General features: G+C 67.5%; 19 protein-coding genes and 1 pseudogene. 12 read left to right on the top strand and 8 right to left on the bottom strand.

Translation table 11 applies throughout. The features are described from left to right. Positions 1-156 precede the first annotated feature (156 nt). A complete protein-coding gene (locus DBR23_RS14900; RefSeq protein ID WP_056058583.1) occupies positions 157-669 on the bottom strand; it encodes a hypothetical protein in 513 nt (170 codons plus the stop codon). 76 nt (positions 670-745) lie between these two features. On the opposite strand from DBR23_RS14900, the gene DBR23_RS14895 reads away from it, so the two are divergent. The 10 genes from DBR23_RS14895 (at position 746) to DBR23_RS14850 (ending at position 8,918) form a co-directional block, all read left to right on the top strand. Continuing rightward, the gene (locus tag DBR23_RS14895) at positions 746-952 is read left to right on the top strand and encodes a DUF3460 family protein (RefSeq protein WP_056058580.1); all 207 of its coding nucleotides are present in this window, start codon (positions 746-748) and stop codon (positions 950-952) included. A gap of 64 nt (positions 953-1,016) precedes the next feature. Beyond that, positions 1,017-1,880, top strand: coding sequence for a ScpA family protein (locus tag DBR23_RS14890; protein WP_056058577.1), 864 nt, complete (start codon positions 1,017-1,019; stop codon positions 1,878-1,880). Between the two features lie 65 nt (positions 1,881-1,945). Further along, positions 1,946-3,532, top strand: coding sequence for an L-aspartate oxidase (nadB, locus tag DBR23_RS14885; protein WP_108498774.1), 1,587 nt, complete (start codon positions 1,946-1,948; stop codon positions 3,530-3,532). 142 nt (positions 3,533-3,674) lie between these two features. Beyond that, a complete protein-coding gene (gene queE / locus DBR23_RS14880) occupies positions 3,675-4,310 on the top strand; it encodes a 7-carboxy-7-deazaguanine synthase (RefSeq protein ID WP_108498773.1) in 636 nt (211 codons plus the stop codon). A 133-nt stretch (positions 4,311-4,443) separates the two neighbouring features. Next, positions 4,444-4,818, top strand: a complete 375-nt coding sequence (locus DBR23_RS14875; protein WP_056058569.1) for a 6-carboxytetrahydropterin synthase — start codon at positions 4,444-4,446, stop codon at positions 4,816-4,818. Between the two features lie 67 nt (positions 4,819-4,885). Beyond that, a complete protein-coding gene (gene panD / locus DBR23_RS14870; RefSeq protein WP_108498772.1) occupies positions 4,886-5,266 on the top strand; it encodes an aspartate 1-decarboxylase in 381 nt (126 codons plus the stop codon). A 2-nt stretch (positions 5,267-5,268) separates the two neighbouring features. Beyond that, positions 5,269-6,594, top strand: a complete 1,326-nt coding sequence (gene bioA, locus DBR23_RS14865; RefSeq protein WP_108498771.1) for an adenosylmethionine--8-amino-7-oxononanoate transaminase — start codon at positions 5,269-5,271, stop codon at positions 6,592-6,594. Continuing rightward, positions 6,594-7,265, top strand: a complete 672-nt coding sequence (bioD, locus tag DBR23_RS14860) for a dethiobiotin synthase (protein ID WP_056058559.1) — start codon at positions 6,594-6,596, stop codon at positions 7,263-7,265. Before bioA ends, bioD begins: the two co-directional genes overlap by 1 nt. Beyond that, on the top strand, positions 7,262-8,482 hold the full coding sequence (gene bioF / locus DBR23_RS14855; RefSeq protein WP_108498770.1) for an 8-amino-7-oxononanoate synthase: 1,221 nt from the start codon (positions 7,262-7,264) through the stop codon (positions 8,480-8,482). Before bioD ends, bioF begins: the two co-directional genes overlap by 4 nt. A gap of 76 nt (positions 8,483-8,558) precedes the next feature. After that, positions 8,559-8,918, top strand: coding sequence for a 5-carboxymethyl-2-hydroxymuconate Delta-isomerase (locus DBR23_RS14850; protein WP_108498769.1), 360 nt, complete (start codon positions 8,559-8,561; stop codon positions 8,916-8,918). A 21-nt stretch (positions 8,919-8,939) separates the two neighbouring features. Here DBR23_RS14850 and DBR23_RS14845 read toward each other — a convergent pair. From DBR23_RS14845 to nadC, 6 genes and pseudogenes are all read right to left on the bottom strand, one after another. Further along, positions 8,940-9,226: pseudogene (locus DBR23_RS14845) on the bottom strand (SDR family oxidoreductase); the annotation flags it as partial. Positions 9,227-9,420: 194 nt separating this feature from the next. Further along, positions 9,421-10,170 carry a hypothetical protein gene (locus tag DBR23_RS14840; RefSeq protein ID WP_108498768.1) on the bottom strand — a complete coding sequence of 250 codons (750 nt, stop codon included), beginning with the start codon at positions 10,168-10,170 and terminating at the stop codon, positions 9,421-9,423. A gap of 96 nt (positions 10,171-10,266) precedes the next feature. Beyond that, positions 10,267-10,467 (bottom strand): hypothetical protein, encoded by a 201-nt coding sequence (locus DBR23_RS14835; protein ID WP_056746779.1) that lies wholly within the window; start codon positions 10,465-10,467, stop codon positions 10,267-10,269. A gap of 440 nt (positions 10,468-10,907) precedes the next feature. Beyond that, positions 10,908-12,740: a chorismate-binding protein gene (locus DBR23_RS14830; protein WP_108498767.1), complete on the bottom strand. Its 1,833-nt coding sequence runs from the start codon at positions 12,738-12,740 to the stop codon at positions 10,908-10,910. 75 nt (positions 12,741-12,815) lie between these two features. Then, positions 12,816-13,946 carry a quinolinate synthase NadA gene (gene nadA / locus DBR23_RS14825; protein ID WP_108498766.1) on the bottom strand — a complete coding sequence of 377 codons (1,131 nt, stop codon included), beginning with the start codon at positions 13,944-13,946 and terminating at the stop codon, positions 12,816-12,818. Further along, complete coding sequence (gene nadC, locus DBR23_RS14820; protein WP_108498765.1) at positions 13,943-14,791, bottom strand: carboxylating nicotinate-nucleotide diphosphorylase; 849 nt, start codon at positions 14,789-14,791, stop codon at positions 13,943-13,945. The genes nadA and nadC overlap by 4 nt, the downstream gene beginning before the upstream one ends. 178 nt (positions 14,792-14,969) lie before the next feature. Here nadC and panB point away from each other — a divergent pair, with 178 nt between their 5' ends. Both panB and panC read left to right on the top strand, forming a co-directional pair. Continuing rightward, entirely contained in the window at positions 14,970-15,851 is an 882-nt protein-coding gene (gene panB / locus DBR23_RS14815; protein ID WP_108498764.1) for a 3-methyl-2-oxobutanoate hydroxymethyltransferase, read from the top strand. A 35-nt stretch (positions 15,852-15,886) separates the two neighbouring features. Continuing rightward, entirely contained in the window at positions 15,887-16,726 is an 840-nt protein-coding gene (gene panC / locus DBR23_RS14810) for a pantoate--beta-alanine ligase (RefSeq protein WP_108498763.1), read from the top strand. 70 nt (positions 16,727-16,796) lie between these two features. Here the strand turns inward: panC and DBR23_RS14805 are convergent, their stop codons facing one another. Next, positions 16,797-17,519: an alpha/beta fold hydrolase gene (locus tag DBR23_RS14805; RefSeq protein ID WP_108498762.1), complete on the bottom strand. Its 723-nt coding sequence runs from the start codon at positions 17,517-17,519 to the stop codon at positions 16,797-16,799. Between the last annotated feature and the right edge of the window lie 175 nt (positions 17,520-17,694).

Raw genomic sequence — 17,694 nt, 5'->3', positions numbered from 1 at the left:
GGGTATCGGGCATGGGCGTTCAGCGTTGGGGTGCGTGGCAAAGGCGCGGGGGCTTTCCGCCGGGGGAGTGCGGGGCACTTGGGGACAGCCCGGCGCGCGTCCAGCGTTCAGTCTGCAAGATGAGAAGCAAGCAACGCGCCAGTGTGCGCAGGGCCGCTACTTGCCGCCCTTGAACTCGGGCGCGTCCGTGTCCGCACCCGTCTGCGTGCGCAGCACAAACTGGTCGGGCCCATAGACCACCGTGAAGACTTTGGACTGGTTGGGGGCCTCCAGGTAGCGCCAGTCGGCCCAGGTCTCCTTTTTCAGCTCGTAGGGCGTGACCTTGGCGGGCTTGCCCAGCAGGCGGCGCACCTCGTCCATGCGCATGCCGGGCGACACACGCGCAAAGGTCTCGGGCGTGAGCACCTGGCGCAGAGCGGTCATGCGGCCGTCGGGGCCGATGGTGATCATGTAGTTGACCTGGCCGGCAGGCTGGCGGTTGTACTCGAAGGTGCGCGCGCCACCGGGCTCGTCCCACACGTTCTCGGGGGCGCCGAAGCGGTCGCGCACGTCGGCTTCGGTCGAAACGCCCTCCTTGAGTTCGCTGATGCGTTGCGGGTCGCAGGCGGCAAGCACCAGCAGGGAAAGGGTGGCGGCCGCCAGGGCAGCGGAGCGATATATCAAGCGCATAAATTCGTCCCGGTAAAATCTTGGACCTTCGGTGCATCACTGTGCCTGACGCGTTCCAAGAAAGAGTTCACAGTCCATGTCTATTTTCCGCCGCCCCGACTACCAATCCGACGCCACCCAGTTCATCAACCAGCTCAAGGCGAGCCGTCCCGAACTGGACCAGCAGCAACAAGCCGGCCGTGCCCTGCTGTGGGACAAGCAGGTGGACCGCAAGATCTGGGGCGAGTATCGCGACGCCCAGGTGGCCCAGAAGCCCTACGTTTACCAGACCAACGCCGATTGAGCATCTTTTGAGCCGAAAGCGCAGGTATTTATTGCGCCGATAGCTCCTGATTCAATAGCAAACCATGACCACTGCGAACGCAGCCGAAGCGGCAGACTCGCCCGGCGCGCCCTCGCTGGACGCGGCGGGCATGCCCGTGGTGGTGGACCAGGTGGCCTTGGCGCGCCTGTACGGCGAGCCGCTGTTTGCGCTGCCGCAGGACCTGTACATCCCGCCCGACGCGCTCGAAGTCTTCCTCGAAGCCTTTGAAGGCCCGCTGGATTTGCTGCTGTACCTGATCCGCAAGCAGAACTTCAACATCCTCGACATCCCCATGGTGGGGGTGACCAAGCAGTACCTGGCGTATGTGGACGAGATCCGCAGCCGCAACTTGGAACTGGCGGCCGAGTACCTGCTGATGGCGGCGATGCTGATCGAGATCAAGTCGCGCATGCTGCTGCCGCCCAAGAAGCAGGCAGAAGGCGAAGAACCCGAAGACCCACGCGCCGAGCTGGTGCGCCGCCTGCTCGAATATGAGCAGATGAAGATGGCAGCCGCCCGCCTGGGGCAAATGCCGCAATATGGCCGCGACTTCCTGAAAGCCCAGGTCTACATCGAGCAAAGCCTGCAGCCGCGTTTTCCCGACGTGCATGTGGTGGAGCTGCAGGAGGCCTGGCGCGACATCCTCAAGCGCGCCAAGCTGGTACAGCACCACCGCATCACGCGCGAGGAACTGAGCGTGCGCGAATACATGAGCATGGTGCTCAAGACCCTGCAGGGCCGGCGTTTTGTGGAGTTTGAAGAACTCTTCGAGCCCGAAAAAGGCAGCACCGTGCTGGTGGTGACCTTCATTGCGCTGCTGGAGCTGGCCAAAGAGACGCTGATCGAGATCACGCAGGCCGAAGCGTTTGCGCCCATCTACGTGCGCCTGGCCTACACGCCGGCCTAGGGCCGCCTTCCACTGTTCACCGCCCTGGCCGGTGGCCGTGGCATTACCCCCTTCACACGCAAGCCATGGCATCCCACGACTTCGACGTTCTCATCGTAGGCAGCGGCCTCGCCGGCCTCTCGGCCGCCCTGCACCTGGCGCCCACGCACCGCGTGGCCGTCATCACCAAGCGCACGCTGCAAGATGGATCGAGCGGCTGGGCCCAGGGCGGCATTGCCGCAGTGCTGGCCGACGACGACAGCTTTGCCGCCCACATTGAAGACACGCTGGTGGCCGGCGCAGGCCTGTGCGACTTGGCCACCACACGCTTTGTGGTGGAAAACGCACCCGCATCAATCGCCTGGCTGCGCCAGCTGGGCGTGCCCTTCACGCTCGAAGGCGACCAGCTGCACCTCACGCGCGAAGGCGGCCACAGCGCGCGCCGCATTGCCCATGTGACCGACGCCACCGGCGCGGCCGTGCAGCGCACGCTGATCGACGTGGTGCGCGCCACGCCCGGCATCACGCTGTTCGAGCAGCACACGCTGGTGGACCTGATCACCACGCGCAAGCTGGGCTTGCCGGGCCACCGCTGCCTGGGCCTGTATGCGCTGGACAGCGACACCGACGAGGTCGTCACCTTCCGCGCACCGCAGACCATTCTGGCCACGGGCGGCGCAGGCAAGGTGTACCTGTACACCACCAACCCCGACACCGCCACGGGCGACGGCATTGCCGCCGCCTGGCGCGCGGGCTGCCGCGTGGCGAACATGGAGTTCATCCAGTTCCACCCCACGGGCCTGTACCACCCGCACGAAAAGTCCTTCCTCATCAGCGAGGCGGTGCGTGGCGAAGGCGGGCAACTGAAGCTGCCCCCCTCTGCAGGCGGCACGCGCTTCATGCTCGACCACGACCCGCGTGCCGAACTGGCCCCGCGCGACGTGGTGGCCCGGGCCATCGACTTCGAGATGAAAAAACACGGCCTGGACTGCGTGCACCTGGACATCTCGCACCAGAGCCCCGCGTTTCTGCAAGAGCACTTCCCCAACATCCTCGCGCACTGCGCGTCGCTGGGCATCGACATCACCAAGGAGCCCATCCCCGTGGTGCCTACGGCCCACTTCACCTGCGGCGGCGTGCTGACCGACCTGGCGGGCCGCACCGACCTGCCCGGCCTGTTTGCCGTGGGCGAGGTGGCCTGCACCGGCCTGCATGGCGCCAACCGGCTGGCCAGCAACTCGCTGCTCGAATGCATGGTGTTCGCCCGCGCCGCCGCGCAGGCCATCGCTGCAGCCCCGACCACAGAACTGCCCACCGTGCCCGCCTGGGACGACAGCCGCGTGACTGATGCCGACGAGTCCGTCGTCATCTCCCACAACTGGGACGAGCTGCGCCGCTTCATGTGGGACTACGTGGGCATCGTGCGCACCAACAAGCGCCTGGAGCGCGCCGCGCACCGCATTGCGATGCTGCAGGGCGAGATCCAGGAGTTCTACGCGCACTTCCACGTCACGCGCGACCTGCTGGAGCTGCGCAACCTGGTGCAGGTGGCCGACCTCATCGTGAAAAGCGCCCAGCTGCGCCGCGAAAGCCGGGGCCTGCATTTCAGCCGCGACTACCCCGAGGTGGCAGCGCCTGCCGCCCCCACCATCCTTGTTCCACCGGTGAAATGAAACACCCCCTGAGTCGCTTCGCGCCTTCCCCCTCAAGGGGGACGACACCCTCACTGCGGGACGGCCCTTGCTCGGTGTCCCTCGCCCTGGCCGCGCCAGTTGTATGGGCTGATGCCTCAGCACACCACGCGCAAGGACACTCATGACATATAGCGTCAAAGAAATTTTCTACACCCTGCAAGGCGAAGGCGGCCAGGCGGGCACACCCGCCGTGTTCTGCCGCTTTGCAGGCTGCAACCTCTGGACGGGCCGCGAGCAGGACCGCGCGCAGGCCATCTGCCAGTTCTGCGACACCGACTTTGTGGGCACCGATGGCACGCTGGGCGGCAAGTTCGAAACGGCCACAGCACTCGCAGAGCTGATCGCCGCCCAATGGCCTGCAGGCGCGGGCCACCGCCTGGTGGTGCTGACGGGTGGCGAGCCCCTGCTGCAGGTCGATGCAGCGCTGATCGACGCGCTGCACGCCCAGCAGTTCCGCATCGCCGTCGAAAGCAACGGCACGGTTGCCGCCCCCCAAGGCATCGACTGGCTGTGCATCAGCCCCAAGGCCGGTGCACCGTGGGTGCAGCGCAGCGGGCAGGAGCTGAAACTGGTCTGGCCCCAGCCCGGCTTTGACCTGCAGGCGCTGGAGCAAGACACGCAGTTCACCCACCGCTTTCTGCAGCCCATGGACGGCCTGCTGCAGCGCCAGAACACTGCCGCCTGCATTGACGCCTGCCTGGCTCACCCCGCGTGGCGATTGAGCCTACAGACCCACAAGCTCACCGGCATCCGCTGAGAGAGGCCAACAAAACTCCCCTGGCGTCGTTGTCCCGCCTTGTCGTACTACTCGTACTGCCTGCGGCGGAACGCCTAGCCAGGGCCGCTTCGCTGAGCTTTGTTAGCCTCTCCAAGTCCTTCTAAATCACCGTATGTTGTTCACCATCTCCCAGCGCTTTTTCTTCGACGCCGCCCACACCCTGCGCCGCGAGATCGAGGCCGAAGGCAGCCGCCGTGTGCACGGCCACACCTACCACGCCGAAGTGTTCCTGACCGGCCCGCGCGACCCCGCCACAGGCATGGTGCTGGACCTGGGCCTGCTGCGCCAGGGCCTGGCCGTGGTGCGCGAGCAGCTGGACCACCACATGCTCGACGAGGTGCCCGGCCTGGGCACACCCACGCTGGAGAACCTGTGCCTGTTCATCGCCCAGGCACTGCCCGCCGACCTGCGCGCCAGCCTGAGCCGCGTGCGCGTGTGGCGCGAGGCGCTGGGCGACAGCTGCGCGCTGGACTTTCCACAGCCCTGACCGGCCATGGCCCTGCCACCGGCAGGCCACCCCCCAAAAGTTCACAGACTTCACCCAAGGAAGCCCGATGTTCCGCACCCTGCTCAAATCCAAGATCCACCGCGTGGCCGTGACCCAGTGCGAGCTGCACTACGAAGGCTCCTGTGCCATCGACGAAGACCTGCTGGATGCCGCCGACATCGCAGAGAACGAGCAGATCCACATCTGGAACATCAACAACGGCGAGCGCTTTGTCACCTATGCCATCAAGGGCCAGCGCGGCAGCGGGATGATCTCGGTGAACGGCTCGGCCGCACGCCGCGCATCCGCAGGCGACCTCATCATCATTGCGGCCTTCGCCCAGGTGCATGAAGACCAGGTGGCCATGCACCAACCCCAGCTGGTGTTTGTGGACGACCACAACCGCCAGACGGAACTGCGCCACGCAGTGCCCACGCAGGCCCTGTAACGATGGCGCCGCCCCATGACGCTCTGGTGGCCCGCAGCCTGGCTGCCGTCTGGCACCCGTGCACCCAGATGAAGCGGCACGAGGCCCAGCCTCCCGTGGCGATTGCCCGCGCGCAGGGCCCGTGGCTCTACGGCACCGATGGGAAGCGCTACCTGGACGGCATCAGCTCCTGGTGGGTCAACCTGTTCGGCCACAGCCACCCGCATATCCAGGCCGCGCTGGTGGACCAACTGGGCCAGCTGGACCACGTGATGCTGGCGGGCTTCACCCATGCGCCCGTGGTGGAGCTGTCCGAGCGTCTGGCCGCGCTCACCGGCCTGGGCCATGCGTTCTACGGCAGCGATGGTGCCGCCGCCACCGAGATCGCTCTGAAGATGAGCGCGCACTACTGGCGCAACACCGGTCGCCCTGCCAAGAGCCGCTTTGTGGGCCTGGCCGGGGGCTACCACGGCGAAACCGTGGGCGCGCTGGCCGTGACCGACATTGCGATCTTTCGCGAAGCCTATGCCCCGCTGGTGCGCCTGGCCGACACCGTGCCCAGCCCTGACGCACGCGGTGCGGCACCGGGGGAGACCGCCCAGGACGTGGCCCGACGCGCCGCTGCTGCGCTGGAAGCATGGCTGCAGGAGCACCACACAACCACCGCCGCCTTCATCGTCGAGCCCCTGGTGCAATGCGCGGCCGGCATGGCGATGCACGACCCCGAATACCTGCGCCTGGCACGTGCGCTGTGCAGCCGCTACGAGGTGCACCTGGTGGTAGACGAAATCGCCGTGGGCTTTGGCCGCACGGGCACCATGTTCGCCCACCAGCAGGCCGGAATCCGGCCGGATTTCATTTGCCTGTCCAAAGGCCTCACGGGCGGCACACTGCCGCTGTCGGCCGTGCTCACCACCGATGCGGTGTACGCCGCGTTCTACGACGACGATGTGGCGCGGGGCTTTCTGCACTCGCACTCGTACACCGGCAACCCGCTGGCCTGCCGCGCAGCGCTGGCCACGCTGGAGTTGTTTGAACAGTTGGATGCGCTGAAAACCAACAAGGCACTGGCGCAGCGTATTGATGTGGCCTGTGCACCCCTCACGCAGCACCCGCGTGTGCAGCATGCACGCCATCTTGGAATGATCTGGGCCTGGGATGTAGACACTACCCTGCCCGACTTTGCGCGCCGCTACCACCAGCACGCTATGGCACGCGGATTGGTACTGCGACCCATTGGCAAAACGCTGTACGCCATGCCGCCCTATGCGCTCGACGACGAGGCCGTGCAGTGCCTTGCCAGCGGCGCGCTCGATGCGCTGAACGCCACCCTGCAGGAGGAAAGTTGATGATGGGATGTTTTGTGACCGGCACCGACACCGGTGTCGGCAAGACGCTGGTGTCCGCCGGGCTGCTACACGCTCTGGCGCGCCACCACCGCCGCGTGGTGGGCATGAAGCCCGTGGCGGCTGGCCTGGTGCCCTGGGGGGACGACTGGGCCAGTGAAGACGCGATTGCGCTGCGCTCGGCCTCTACCCTGGCCGTGCCGCCATCGCTGGACAACCCCGTGCTGCTGCCCGACCCGCTCTCGCCCCACATCGCCGCGGCGCGGGCGGGTGTGCAGATCGACATCGCTGCCATCGTCGCCAGCTACCAAACGCTGGCCGCTCAGGCCGACGCCGTGGTGGTGGAAGGAGCAGGCGGCTTTCATGTGCCGCTCACCGATACGCTGACTGGCGCAGACCTTGCCCAGGCCCTGGCCTTGCCGGTGGTGCTGGTGGTGGGTTTGCGGCTGGGCTGCCTGAACCATGCGTTGCTGACCGCCGAGGCCATCCGTGCGCGGGGCCTCACGCTTGCGGGCTGGGTGGCCAACCGGGTGGACCCCGACATGGAGGCGGTGGAGGACAACATTGCCTACCTGCGCACCCGGCTGGGTGCACCGCTGCTGGCCGATGTGCCGCACCAGGAGCTACCCGAACCCGGCAGCCTGGTGTTTGATTTGCCCAAGGACTGGCGATGACAAGCGCCACGGCACCACAAACGTCGTGGCTCGACGAGATCCCCGCGCGCCTGGCCGACATCGAACGCGCCCACCTGCTGCGCCGCCGCCGTGTGGTGCAGCCCGCCGGCGGTGCCCGCCTGCTGGTGGACGGCCGGCCCATGCTGGCCTTTTGCAGCAACGACTACCTGGGCCTGGCCGGCCACCCTGCGCTGGCCGAAGCCGCGCGCGAGGCCACACACCACTATGGCGTGGGCTCGGGCGGCTCGCCGCTGGTCAGCGGCCACAGCGCTGCCAACGATGCGCTGGAGCACGATCTGGCGGCCTATGTACAACTGCCCCGGGCCCTGTACTTCTACGCGGGCTATGCCACCAACACCGGCATCGTCCCCGCGCTGGTGGGTGACGGCGATGCGCTGTTCTCCGATGCACTCAACCACGCCTGCCTGATCGACGGTGCCCGCCTGTCGCGCGCCACCATTCACCGCTATCCCCACGCCGACCTGGCAGCGCTGGAAGCGCAGCTTGCCGCCAGCCGCGCTCGGCGCAAACTGGTGATCAGCGACGCGGTGTTCAGCATGGACGGCGATCTCATAGACATCCCAGCCCTGCTCGCGCTGTGTGAGCGCTACGACGCGCTGTTGTTGCTGGACGATGCCCACGGCTTTGGCGTGCTGGGCCCCCAGGGGCGCGGCAGCCTGGCAAAGGCGGGGCTGACGGGCCCCCACGCCTCGCGCCGCGTGCTGTACATGGCCACGCTGGGCAAGGCAGCGGGCGTGGCCGGCGCTTTTGTGGCCGGCGATGCAGCCCTCATCGAATGGCTGCTGCAAAAAACGCGCACCTACATCTTTGCCACCGCCGCGCCACCGCTGCTGGCGAGCGCACTGCGCCAAAGCCTGCAGCTCATGGAGGAAGCCGACGACCGGCGCGAGCACCTGGACGGACTCATCGCGCAACTGCGCCAAGGCCTGTCCACGCTGCCTGCATCGCTGGGCTGGCACCTGCTGCCGTCGCACACCCCCGTGCAGGCCCTGATCATCGGCAGCAACGAAGCGGCGCTGGCGGTGATGGAAGGCCTGCGCGCCAAAGGACTGTGGGTGCCTGCCATCCGCCCGCCCACCGTGCCAGCGGGCACGGCGCGGCTGCGCATTGCGCTGTCCGCCGCGCACACCACCGACGATGTGGCGCAACTGCTGGCCGCGCTGCATGCGCTGGCGACACCGTTGGTAAGTCGTTGACAAGCCGCAGTACCATGCACAGCCCAGGTGCCCTGCCAGTGCAGGCCCTCCCCAATTCTTCCAGCGAGACGATTCCATGCCCCACCTGACCATCGAATACTCGGCCAACCTGCCCCACTACCCCGAAGCCGAAACGTTGACGGCCCTGAACGCCGCCCTGTGCGCCCATCCCCAGGTGCAGGACGAGGCCGACCTGAAGACGCGCTTTGTCGTGGCCGACAGCTTCGAGATCGGCATCGCGCCCGCCAACCGCGCCTTTGTGCACGCACAGCTGCGCCTGCTGTCAGGCCGCACGCCCGAAGCCAAGAAGGAGCTGTCCGACCTTATTGCCGCGATGCTGCGCGAGCGCACCCCCAAGCCCCAGGGCGTGATGGTGCAATTGAGCGTGGAGATCGTCGATATGGACCGGGGCTCGTACGCCAAAGAGCGGCTCTGACGCTGCGCTCCTGCCCCCGCCTCAGGCCCCGTCGCCTGCGTTGCCGGTGATGGGCAGCACGATGCCCGTGATGTAGCTGGAGCAACACGGGGCCGTCAGGAACACGTAGGCGGGCGAGATCTCCTCGGGTGGCACCGGGCCGTCCAGACGCGTGGTGACGCCAACCTTTTCCAACTCTTCGGCCGGGCGCTCCGCCGGGATCAGCGGTGCCCACACCAGCCCTGGCGCCACCGCTTTCACGCGGATTCCCCGGTCGGCCAGTTGTGCGCCAGCACCTTGGTAAAGGCATGGATCGCACCCTTGGTGGCTGGGAGCGAAGGGGTCGGAGGCGGTCACGGCGGAATGTCTTTCTGCCGACAGGGGCTCCAGGTCAACCGGAGCCAAAAAAGGGGCGCCTGGGCTTCAAGGCCAGTGCGCCCACGGTGGTACGGACGGCGAGTTCAACAACCGGGCCGGAGCAGCACACACTGCCCCGGCCCGGCCGCGTCAGTAACTGCAACGGTCAGCCGGCATCCTTGGACTTGCCGGTATTGCCCTGGTTGCCGCCAGACGCAGTGCTGGATGCGCTCTGGGAGCCCGCGCCTTTTTGGTTCTGCTGGCCAGGCTGCTGCTGGCCCGAACTGCCGCTGGTGCGTGTGGATCGCCACTGGCTGAAGTCATCCGAGAACTTCTGGTAGCGCTCCTTGCGCCAGCTGTCGTAGTCGTCGTCCAGCATGCGCAGTTGCTCGTCGCGCCACTGCTGGTAGTCGGGATCGCGGTGGCCCCGGCTCTGCTGGGCGGGCGGTGCGTTGCGGGTGAAACCATAGGCGTTGCCGTAGCCACCCTGGCCGCGTTCATCATCGCGATAGGGCGAGGCAAAACGCCCTTCGTCATCGCGAAAGCCCTGGCTCTCGTACGGGGCGCCCCAGGCCTGGTGCTGACGGCCGGGGCCGTTGTCGTAGCCCGAGCGGCCCTGAGGCCCATACGCGCCAAAGCCCTCACGCCCGGTGCGTGGGTAGCCCTGCGATTCGCCACGGCTGCGGTTCAGGCCGTACTGGCCGTAACGTTCCTGGCCATAGCGTTCTTGCTCATAGCGGTCGCTGCGGTCATTGCGGTTCTCGAACTCCTGGCGGTAACCGCCAGGGCTGCTGCCGCGATGGTCTTCGCTGCCGTAGCCCTGGTGGTCACCGCGCTCGGTAAAGCGCATGTCGTCGGCATCGCGGCCCATGCCATGGCGGGAAAAGTTGCTGTCGTCGCTGTCTCGGTAGCCCATGGTGTTCTCCTTGCGGTCAATGGGAATATCAAAAATTGAAAGTGAATAGGAATGAAAGGGTGCGGCTGGCCACGTGCTGTTGTGGCCCGCCCGGTCTCAAGGCTGGCTCTTGTGCGAATCGCGGCTGCCTTGCTGCTTCTGGTCGCGGCCCTGCGCGTGTGTGTCGGCGTCATTGCGAGCGCCTTGCTGGCGGTGGGTGTTGCCGCCCGTGCTCTGCTCGGCCTGCTGCTGCCCGGCGGGCGACTGGCGCTGAGACGAAGGGATGTTGGGCTGGTTCTGCGGGTTGTTTTGAGACATGGTGGCTCCTGTCGAAGTGGTTGAACAAAGGGTGCACACAAAGCCTTCAAAGGCGTCTTGTGTGGGTTCATGTTCGAGGGGCACCGCAGCGCTTTTTGTAGGCCGTGTCCTATAGGCCTGTGGGCCAGGTGCGATGCGGTGTAAGCAAGCGCACAGCAGGTAGCGGGATGCAAAAGGGGGCATTTGCCAGACCGCAGCAACAGGCCTTGCCAGGCCGGTGCGGTCAGGCTGGGTGGGCGCCATGCACGCGCCTACAGCCCGGGCAAGCAGCGTCACATCCTGATGCACAGGATGCGCGTTGGAACGCTCGGCCCGCTGACTGAACGACCACCGAAGGCAACACACCCACGGCCTGATCCATTGCGCTGAACGGCCCCTGCGGCGGCCGCCAAACACCTGGGGGCGGGACGCCAACAGGGAGGTTGCGGGAGAAGGACTGGCTACGCGTCCAGCGTGGCGTCCAGCCAGCCGCGCAGGCTGTTGATGAACGCCCAGCCTTGCACGCGGGGGACGTCGGCCACGCGCAGCACGGCCTCCGCCACGTGGCCGTCCTGCAGTGCCACGGCGCGGCCCACGCCGGGCAGCAGGCCGCAGGACAGAGGCGGCGTCACCCAGCGCCCATCGACGAGCGCGGCGATGTTGCCGAAGGTGCCTTCGGTGATCTCGCCCGCCTCGTTCCACAGCACCGTGTCGAACACGCCGGGGGTGGTGGGTGCAAACGCCGCGTAGTGCGCGCGCCGCGTGGTCTTGTAGCGCACAAACTCGCTGTGTGCGGCCGCAAAGGGGCGCGGCGCCAGTTGCAGGCGCACAGGCACTGCCGTGGTCTGCAGCGCAAAGGCCTCGGCGCGGGCGCTGCCATCCGCCGCCAGCAGCAGGCGCACCCGCCAGTCGCCATCGCGGTGTTGCAGGGCGGCAATCTGCAGCTCCTGACGCACCGCATGGGCGTTGAACACAAAGCCGAAATGCGCGGCCGCCTCGCCCATGCGGCGCACATGCTGGTCGGCGTGCACGAATTTGCCGTGGTGCAAGCCCAGGGTTTCGAGCACCTCGAACGGAGCGCTGGCCCGCTCGACAAAGGCGCGCTTGTGGTGCCACTCGGACCATTCGGCGCCCGCCCCGGCACCCGAGGTGATGCCGCTGCCAATGCCGCAGGTGGCTTTGGCAACGCCGGCGGAGGCCTCCGCACCCGCACCCGTACCCACGCCACGCAGCACCACGGTGCGGATGGGCACATTGAACGTGGCCGCCACCGGGTGCAGGCCGTCCGGCCCCGTTGCCCCGCCAGGCCGCACCACACCCACCGCGCCGCAATACACACCGCGCGGCGCGGGCTCCAGCGCGCGGATCATCTGCATGGCGCGCACCTTGGGCGCCCCCGTGACGGAGCCACAAGGGAACAGCGCCGCAAAAACCTCTGTCAGCGTGGTGCCGGGCCGCGTGCGCGCCGTCACGTCCGAGGTCATCTGCCACACCGTGGGCAAGGCCTGCGTGGCAAACAGCGCAGGCACCTGCACGCTGTGCGGCAGCGCAATGCGCGACATGTCGTTGCGCAGCAGGTCCACGATCATCACGTTCTCGGCACGCTCCTTGGGCGCCGTGCGCAGGTGCTCGGCCTGCTGCGCGTCCTGCTCGGGGGTGGCGCCGCGCGGGGCCGTGCCCTTCATCGGGCGGGCCAGCAGGGTGCCGCCTTCAGGCGCGTCCAGCCAGTCAAAAAACAGCTCGGGCGACACCGACAGCACCTGCTCGTCACCCGCCTGCAGGTAGGCGGCATAGCCCCCGGGCTGCGCGCGCAACAGTGCAGCAAACAGGGCCTGCGGCGAGCCCTGAAGCGTGCCGCGAAAGGGCGCGGTGTAGTTGACCTGGTACAGCTCGCCCGCCGCGATGGCCTGCTGGATCTGCGCCAGTGCGGCGTCAAACGCCTCGCGCTCGGGGCTGTCGTCCCACACTACCTGCGCTGGGGTTGCCGCTGCGGCCGCATCCGCCGCGTCGTCGGTCCCGGGCTGGGGCGCGTCGTACACGGCGAACCAGGCCAGCGGGCCGTCGGCCGCATGGGTCTGCAATGCGGCATCGAAGGCCGGGGCGGCCTCGTAGCGCACATGGCCCACGCACCAGCGTCCTTGCTGTGCGGCGGCAAACACGGCGTCGAGCACACCGCGCACCTCGTACAGTGCCTGGGCCACCAGCACCTCGCGTGGGGCCTCGAAACGGTGGCGCAGGCGCGCGGCGCCTGCGCTCAGCGGCTGGGTGAAGTCAATGTGGCAACTAGAAGTCAAAGCAGGCGGAGGCGCTAGTGGATCATGCGCCTGTAGCTATCAAAACATGAGCAAACATCAACACGTCGTGCGCACTCAGGCAGCGCCCAGGTGGGGCAACAGTGCGCCGGTGGGCTGACCGTTCTTGAGCGCCGCCGTGAAGGCCAGCATGCGGTCAATCGGCTGGCGCGCACGCGGAATCAGTGCAGGGTCCACGTGCACAGCGTTCGCACCGGTCTCCAGCACGCGGGCCACATCGGCCAGGCCGTTCATCGCCATCCAAGGGCAGTGCGCGCAGCTTTTGCAAGTGGCGCTGTTGCCCGCCGTGGGGGCTTCGTAAAACATCTTGCCGGGGTTGAGCGTGCGCAGCTTGTGCATCATGCCGTTGTCGGTGGCCACGATGAACTCGGTGGCGTCCATCTCGCGCGCGGCCTTGAGGATGGCGCTGGTGGAGCCCACGGCGTCGGCCAGGGCCACCACGTCGGCGGGGCTCTCGGGGTGGACCAGCACCTTGGCATGCGGGTGCTGCTGCTTGAGCAGCTCCAGCTCCAGCGCCTTGAACTCGTCATGCACGATGCAGGCACCGTTCCAGAACACCATGTCGGCGCCCGTCTCACGCTGGATGTAGGCGCCCAGGTGGCGGTCGGGCGCCCACAGGATCTTCTGGCCTGCGGCCTTGAGGGCGCTCACGATGTCGAGCGCGCAACTGGAAGTCACCAGCCAGTCCGCGCGCGCCTTCACGGCCGCGCTGGTGTTGGCGTAGACGACCACAGTGCGGTCGGGGTGCTGGTCGCAGAACGCGCTGAATTCGTCGATGGGGCAGCCCAGGTCCAGAGAGCAGGTGGCGTCCAGGTCGGGCATGAGCACGGTCTTTTCCGGGCTCAGGATCTTGGCCGTTTCGCCCATGAACCGCACGCCGCTTACCACCAGGGTCTGCGCCGCGTGGTCGCGGCCAAAGCGGGCCATCTCCAGCGAGTCGCTCACCAGGCCTCCAGTTTCCTCGGCCAGGTCCTGCAGGTCCGGGTGCACGTAGTAGTGCGACACCATGACCGCATTCTTTTCCTTGAGCAGGCGACGGATCTTGTCCTTGAGCGCGGCACGCTCCGCCTGCGAAGGTTCGGGCGGCACACGCGCCCAGGCGTGTTTGGTGGAGCAGACGACGCCTTCCTCGGTATCGAGCGGCTGCTCGTACTCCACGTCGATGCGGTTCAGTACAGCGGTGGTCATGACAGCTCCTGCAGGCGCATCGAAAAGTCCGTGGCCTTCACGTCCTTGGTCAGCGTGCCGATGGAGATGCGGTCCACGCCGGTCTCGGCCAGTGCGCGCAGGCCGTCGAGCGTGACGCCGCCCGAGATCTCCAGAATCGCCCGGCCTGCATTGATGCGCACGGCTTCGCGCAGCATGGTCAGGGGCATGTTGTCCAGCAGCACCATCTTGGCGCCAGCCTCCAGCGCCTCGGCCAGTTGCTCCAGGGTTTCGACTTCGATCTCGATGAACTTGGCCTGAGACGCCACCCGCTCGGCCGCGCGCAGCACGGCGGTCACGCCTCCCGCAGCAGCAATGTGGTTCTCTTTGATCAGCACCGCATCGTGCAGGCCAATGCGGTGGTTGGTGCCGCCGCCCACGCGCACGGCGTACTTTTGCGCCAGGCGCAGGCCGGGAATGGTCTTGCGCGTATCCACGATGTGGGCACGGGTGCCAGCCACCACATCCACATAGGTGCGGGTCTTGGTGGCCACGGCCGACAGCAGTTGCAGGAAGTTGAGTGCCGTGCGCTCGGCGCTGAGCAGCGCGCGGGCATTGCCTTCAAGCTCCAGCACCACCTGGTCGGAGGCGCAGCGCTGGCCCTCGGCCACATGCCAGGTGATCTTCACCGTGGGGTCGAGCGCGCGCAGCGCGGCTTCGGCCCAGGGGGCGCCGCAGATCACGGCAGCTTCGCGCGCCAGGATGCGCGCACGGGCGCGGCGGGCGGGGTCGATCAGGCCGGCGGTGAGGTCGCCGGTGCCCACGTCTTCGGCCAGGGCGCGGGCCACATCGGCCTGGGCCAGGGCCTTCACTTCGGTATCGCTCATGGGGGTCTTTGCGGGGGAATGTGCGGAATATGTCGCAGCTGTCATGGGCCGCGAGCATACCGGGAACGCAAAGGCCACTGTGCCAGCGCTAGCCCCTGGGGCCCGCGCTGGAAACCAATAAGTACACCCAGTATTGGTCGCATAGACTCGCGGCAATTTTTTGGCTCCACCGCGCTATATGACCGCCACCAGCCCTGTTTCGGCCACGCCCTATGGCACGCTGCCGCCCGCATCGCCCCTGCCCCAGCGCCGCCCCGTGAGCCTGCCGCGTCTGGCGCAGATGCGCGCGGCGGACGAGAAGATCACCATGCTCACCGCCTACGACGCCACCTTTGCGGCCGTGGCCGATGCGGCGGGGGTGGAATGCATTCTGGTGGGCGACTCGCTGGGCATGGTGTGCCAGGGCCTGCCCAGCACGGTGGGAGTGACGCTGGACACCATGGCCCACCACACGGCCAGCGTGGCGCGCGGCCTGCACCGCGTGCAGGGCACGGCCTGGCTGGTGGCCGACCTGCCCTATGGCACCTACGCCGAAAGCCGCGAGCAGGCGCTGCGCAGCGCCTGCGTGCTGATGCAGGCGGGCGCGCACATGGTCAAGCTCGAAGGTGGTGGCTGGACGGCTCCGACCGTGGAATTCCTGGTGCAGCGTGGCGTGCCCGTGTGCGCCCACCTGGGCCTGACGCCGCAGACGGTGCACGCGCTGGGCGGCTACCGCGTGCAGGGCAAGACCGACGACGCCGCCCGCACCCTACGCAAAGAAGCGCATGAACTGCAGGACGCAGGCGCCGCCATGCTGGTGCTGGAGATGGTGCCCGCAGCGCTGGCCGCCGACATCACGGCCGAGCTGCCGCACTGCCACACCATCGGCATCGGCGCGGGCAACGGCACGGCTGGCCAGGTGCTGGTGTTGCACGACATGCTGGGCATGAACCTCGGGAAGATGCCGAAGTTCGTCCACAACTTCATGCAGGACGCGGGCAGCGTGCGCGGCGCCATGGAGGCGTATGTGCAGGCCGTGAAGCAAGGGCGTTTCCCGGACAACGCTGTACACGCCTGGTGAGCCCTTTTCCAATCTCCTTCTGCCCCCCCGACCCCATGCTGATTGCCCGCTCCGTTGCCGACCTGCGCCAGGCCCTGGCCCCCTATCGCCGCCCTGCCTTTGTGCCCACCATGGGCAACCTGCACGACGGGCACATCGCCCTGGTGCGCCAGGCCAAGCCCCTGGGCGATGTGATCGTGGCCAGCATCTTTGTGAACCGCCTGCAGTTTCTGCCGCACGAGGACTTTGACAGCTACCCGCGCACCTGGGAGGCCGACTGCGCCCAGCTGCAGGCCGCCGGTTGCGATGTGCTGTTTGCCCCGCACGAGACGGACCTGTACCCCGAGCCCCAGACCTTCAAGGTGCACCCTGACCCGGTGCTGGCCGACATGCTGGAAGGGCACTTTCGCCCCGGTTTTTTTGTGGGCGTGAGCACGGTGGTGATGAAGTTGTTTGCCTGCGTGCTGGGCCAGACCGGCGGCACGGCCGTGTTTGGCAAGAAGGACTACCAGCAGCTCATGGTGATCCGCCACATGGTGCAGCAGTTTGCGCTGCCCATTGACATCGTGGCGGGCGAAACCTGCCGCGCGGCCGACGGGCTGGCGTTGAGCTCGCGCAATGGCTACCTGAGCATCGAAGAACGGCAGGAGGCCGTGGCCCTGTCGCAGGCCCTGAAGCGACTGGCGCAGCAGTGGCTGGACGCCAGCGACCGCAGCGCGCTGGAGGCCCAGGCGCAAGACGCGCTGCGCGCGCGGGGCTGGGCGCCCGACTACCTCACGGTGCGCCGCCGGGCCGACCTGCTGCCCGCCACGGCCGACGATGCCGCGGGCACGCTGGTGGCGCTGGGTGCAGCGCGGCTGGGCAGCACGCGGTTGATTGACAACCTGGAGTTCTGATTAGCTACTATTTTCATAGCTGCTCAGGCATATTCCACTAGCGCTTGCAGCCAAAAACTCCTCAACCCCTTCAAATCCACCCGTTGCGGGCCAGCCACTGCACCAGCAAGCGGGTCACCACCTCGGGCTGCTCCATGGTCAGCATGTGGCCGCTGTCGGGCAGCAGGTGGTGTTCGGCGCCGGGCACCAGCGCCACGATCTCCGCAGAACATTCGGGCGGAGTGAGCTGGTCGGCCGCACCACACACCACCAGCACGGGGCAGGCCACCTGCGGCAGATGCACCCGCGCATCGGGCCGCTGGATCACGGCGCGGTTCTGGCGCACCAGGTGGTCGGGGCCCGCATCCAGCACAAAGTCCAGGTAGGCCTGCACCAGGCCCGCCTTGGCGGCGTTCGCGGGGTGAAAGGCCAGGGCCACGTTGGGCTCGATGACCTCGCGCATGCGGCCCTGTTCAAACAGCTCGATGGCGCCCTCGCGCAGGGCGCGCATGTCGGGCGTCTCGGGCCGCGCGGTGGTACCCAGCAGCGCCAGCCCTGCCACACGCTGCGGCGCCTGGCGCGCGGCCTCCATGGCGACCATGCCGCCCATCGACGCACCGGCCAGCACCAGCGGCCCCGCGTGTTGTGCCAGCAGGCGTGCGGCAAAGTCTTCGATGCGGTGCAGGTTCACATCCTGGTGGGCGGTGGCGACCTCGGGGCGCAGCGCGGCGGGCAGCAGCGGCAGCACGCCGCGCCACATGCGTTCATCGGCCGCGAGGCCGGGCAGGAGCAGAAGTTGGGGGGAATGGGACATGGGTGAATCAGGGCATCACCAAGTTGGTGCACGATAAGCCAAAGAGAGACAGCCCCAGCAGCGGGGCACGGACCGCACATTGTGAACAGCCGATGACCGCTTGTCACCGCCCCCGGAATAGTTGCCCGCGATGGCTCGGGACTTGCTAGCATGGCCTGCATATGCCCATCCACGC

The sequence above is a fragment of the Acidovorax sp. HMWF018 genome (assembly GCF_003061035.1).
Taxonomy (GTDB): Bacteria; Pseudomonadota; Gammaproteobacteria; order Burkholderiales; family Burkholderiaceae_C; genus Acidovorax; species Acidovorax delafieldii.
This window is presented reverse-complemented; position numbering and strand designations above follow the sequence as displayed.

Bases quoted from the DNA above. Each gene is read 5' to 3' on its own strand.
- queE (WP_108498773.1), top strand. From the start codon at position 3,675: ATGACATATAGCGTCAAAGAAATTTTCTACACCCTGCAAGGCGAAGGC.
- DBR23_RS14805 (WP_108498762.1), bottom strand. From the start codon at position 17,519: ATGTCCCATTCCCCCCAACTTCTGCTCCTGCCCGGCCTCGCGGCCGAT.
- DBR23_RS14900 (WP_056058583.1), bottom strand. From the start codon at position 669: ATGCGCTTGATATATCGCTCCGCTGCCCTGGCGGCCGCCACCCTTTCC.
- nadA (WP_108498766.1), bottom strand. From the start codon at position 13,946: ATGACCACCGCTGTACTGAACCGCATCGACGTGGAGTACGAGCAGCCG.
- nadC (WP_108498765.1), bottom strand. From the start codon at position 14,791: ATGAGCGATACCGAAGTGAAGGCCCTGGCCCAGGCCGATGTGGCCCGC.
- bioA (WP_108498771.1), top strand. From the start codon at position 5,269: ATGGCGCCGCCCCATGACGCTCTGGTGGCCCGCAGCCTGGCTGCCGTC.
- DBR23_RS14835 (WP_056746779.1), bottom strand. From the start codon at position 10,467: ATGTCTCAAAACAACCCGCAGAACCAGCCCAACATCCCTTCGTCTCAG.
- DBR23_RS14850 (WP_108498769.1), top strand. From the start codon at position 8,559: ATGCCCCACCTGACCATCGAATACTCGGCCAACCTGCCCCACTACCCC.
- DBR23_RS14890 (WP_056058577.1), top strand. From the start codon at position 1,017: ATGACCACTGCGAACGCAGCCGAAGCGGCAGACTCGCCCGGCGCGCCC.
- bioD (WP_056058559.1), top strand. From the start codon at position 6,594: ATGATGGGATGTTTTGTGACCGGCACCGACACCGGTGTCGGCAAGACG.
- DBR23_RS14895 (WP_056058580.1), top strand. From the start codon at position 746: ATGTCTATTTTCCGCCGCCCCGACTACCAATCCGACGCCACCCAGTTC.
- panD (WP_108498772.1), top strand. From the start codon at position 4,886: ATGTTCCGCACCCTGCTCAAATCCAAGATCCACCGCGTGGCCGTGACC.
- panC (WP_108498763.1), top strand. From the start codon at position 15,887: ATGCTGATTGCCCGCTCCGTTGCCGACCTGCGCCAGGCCCTGGCCCCC.
- DBR23_RS14875 (WP_056058569.1), top strand. From the start codon at position 4,444: ATGTTGTTCACCATCTCCCAGCGCTTTTTCTTCGACGCCGCCCACACC.
- panB (WP_108498764.1), top strand. From the start codon at position 14,970: ATGACCGCCACCAGCCCTGTTTCGGCCACGCCCTATGGCACGCTGCCG.
- bioF (WP_108498770.1), top strand. From the start codon at position 7,262: ATGACAAGCGCCACGGCACCACAAACGTCGTGGCTCGACGAGATCCCC.
- nadB (WP_108498774.1), top strand. From the start codon at position 1,946: ATGGCATCCCACGACTTCGACGTTCTCATCGTAGGCAGCGGCCTCGCC.
- DBR23_RS14840 (WP_108498768.1), bottom strand. From the start codon at position 10,170: ATGGGCTACCGAGACAGCGACGACAGCAACTTTTCCCGCCATGGCATG.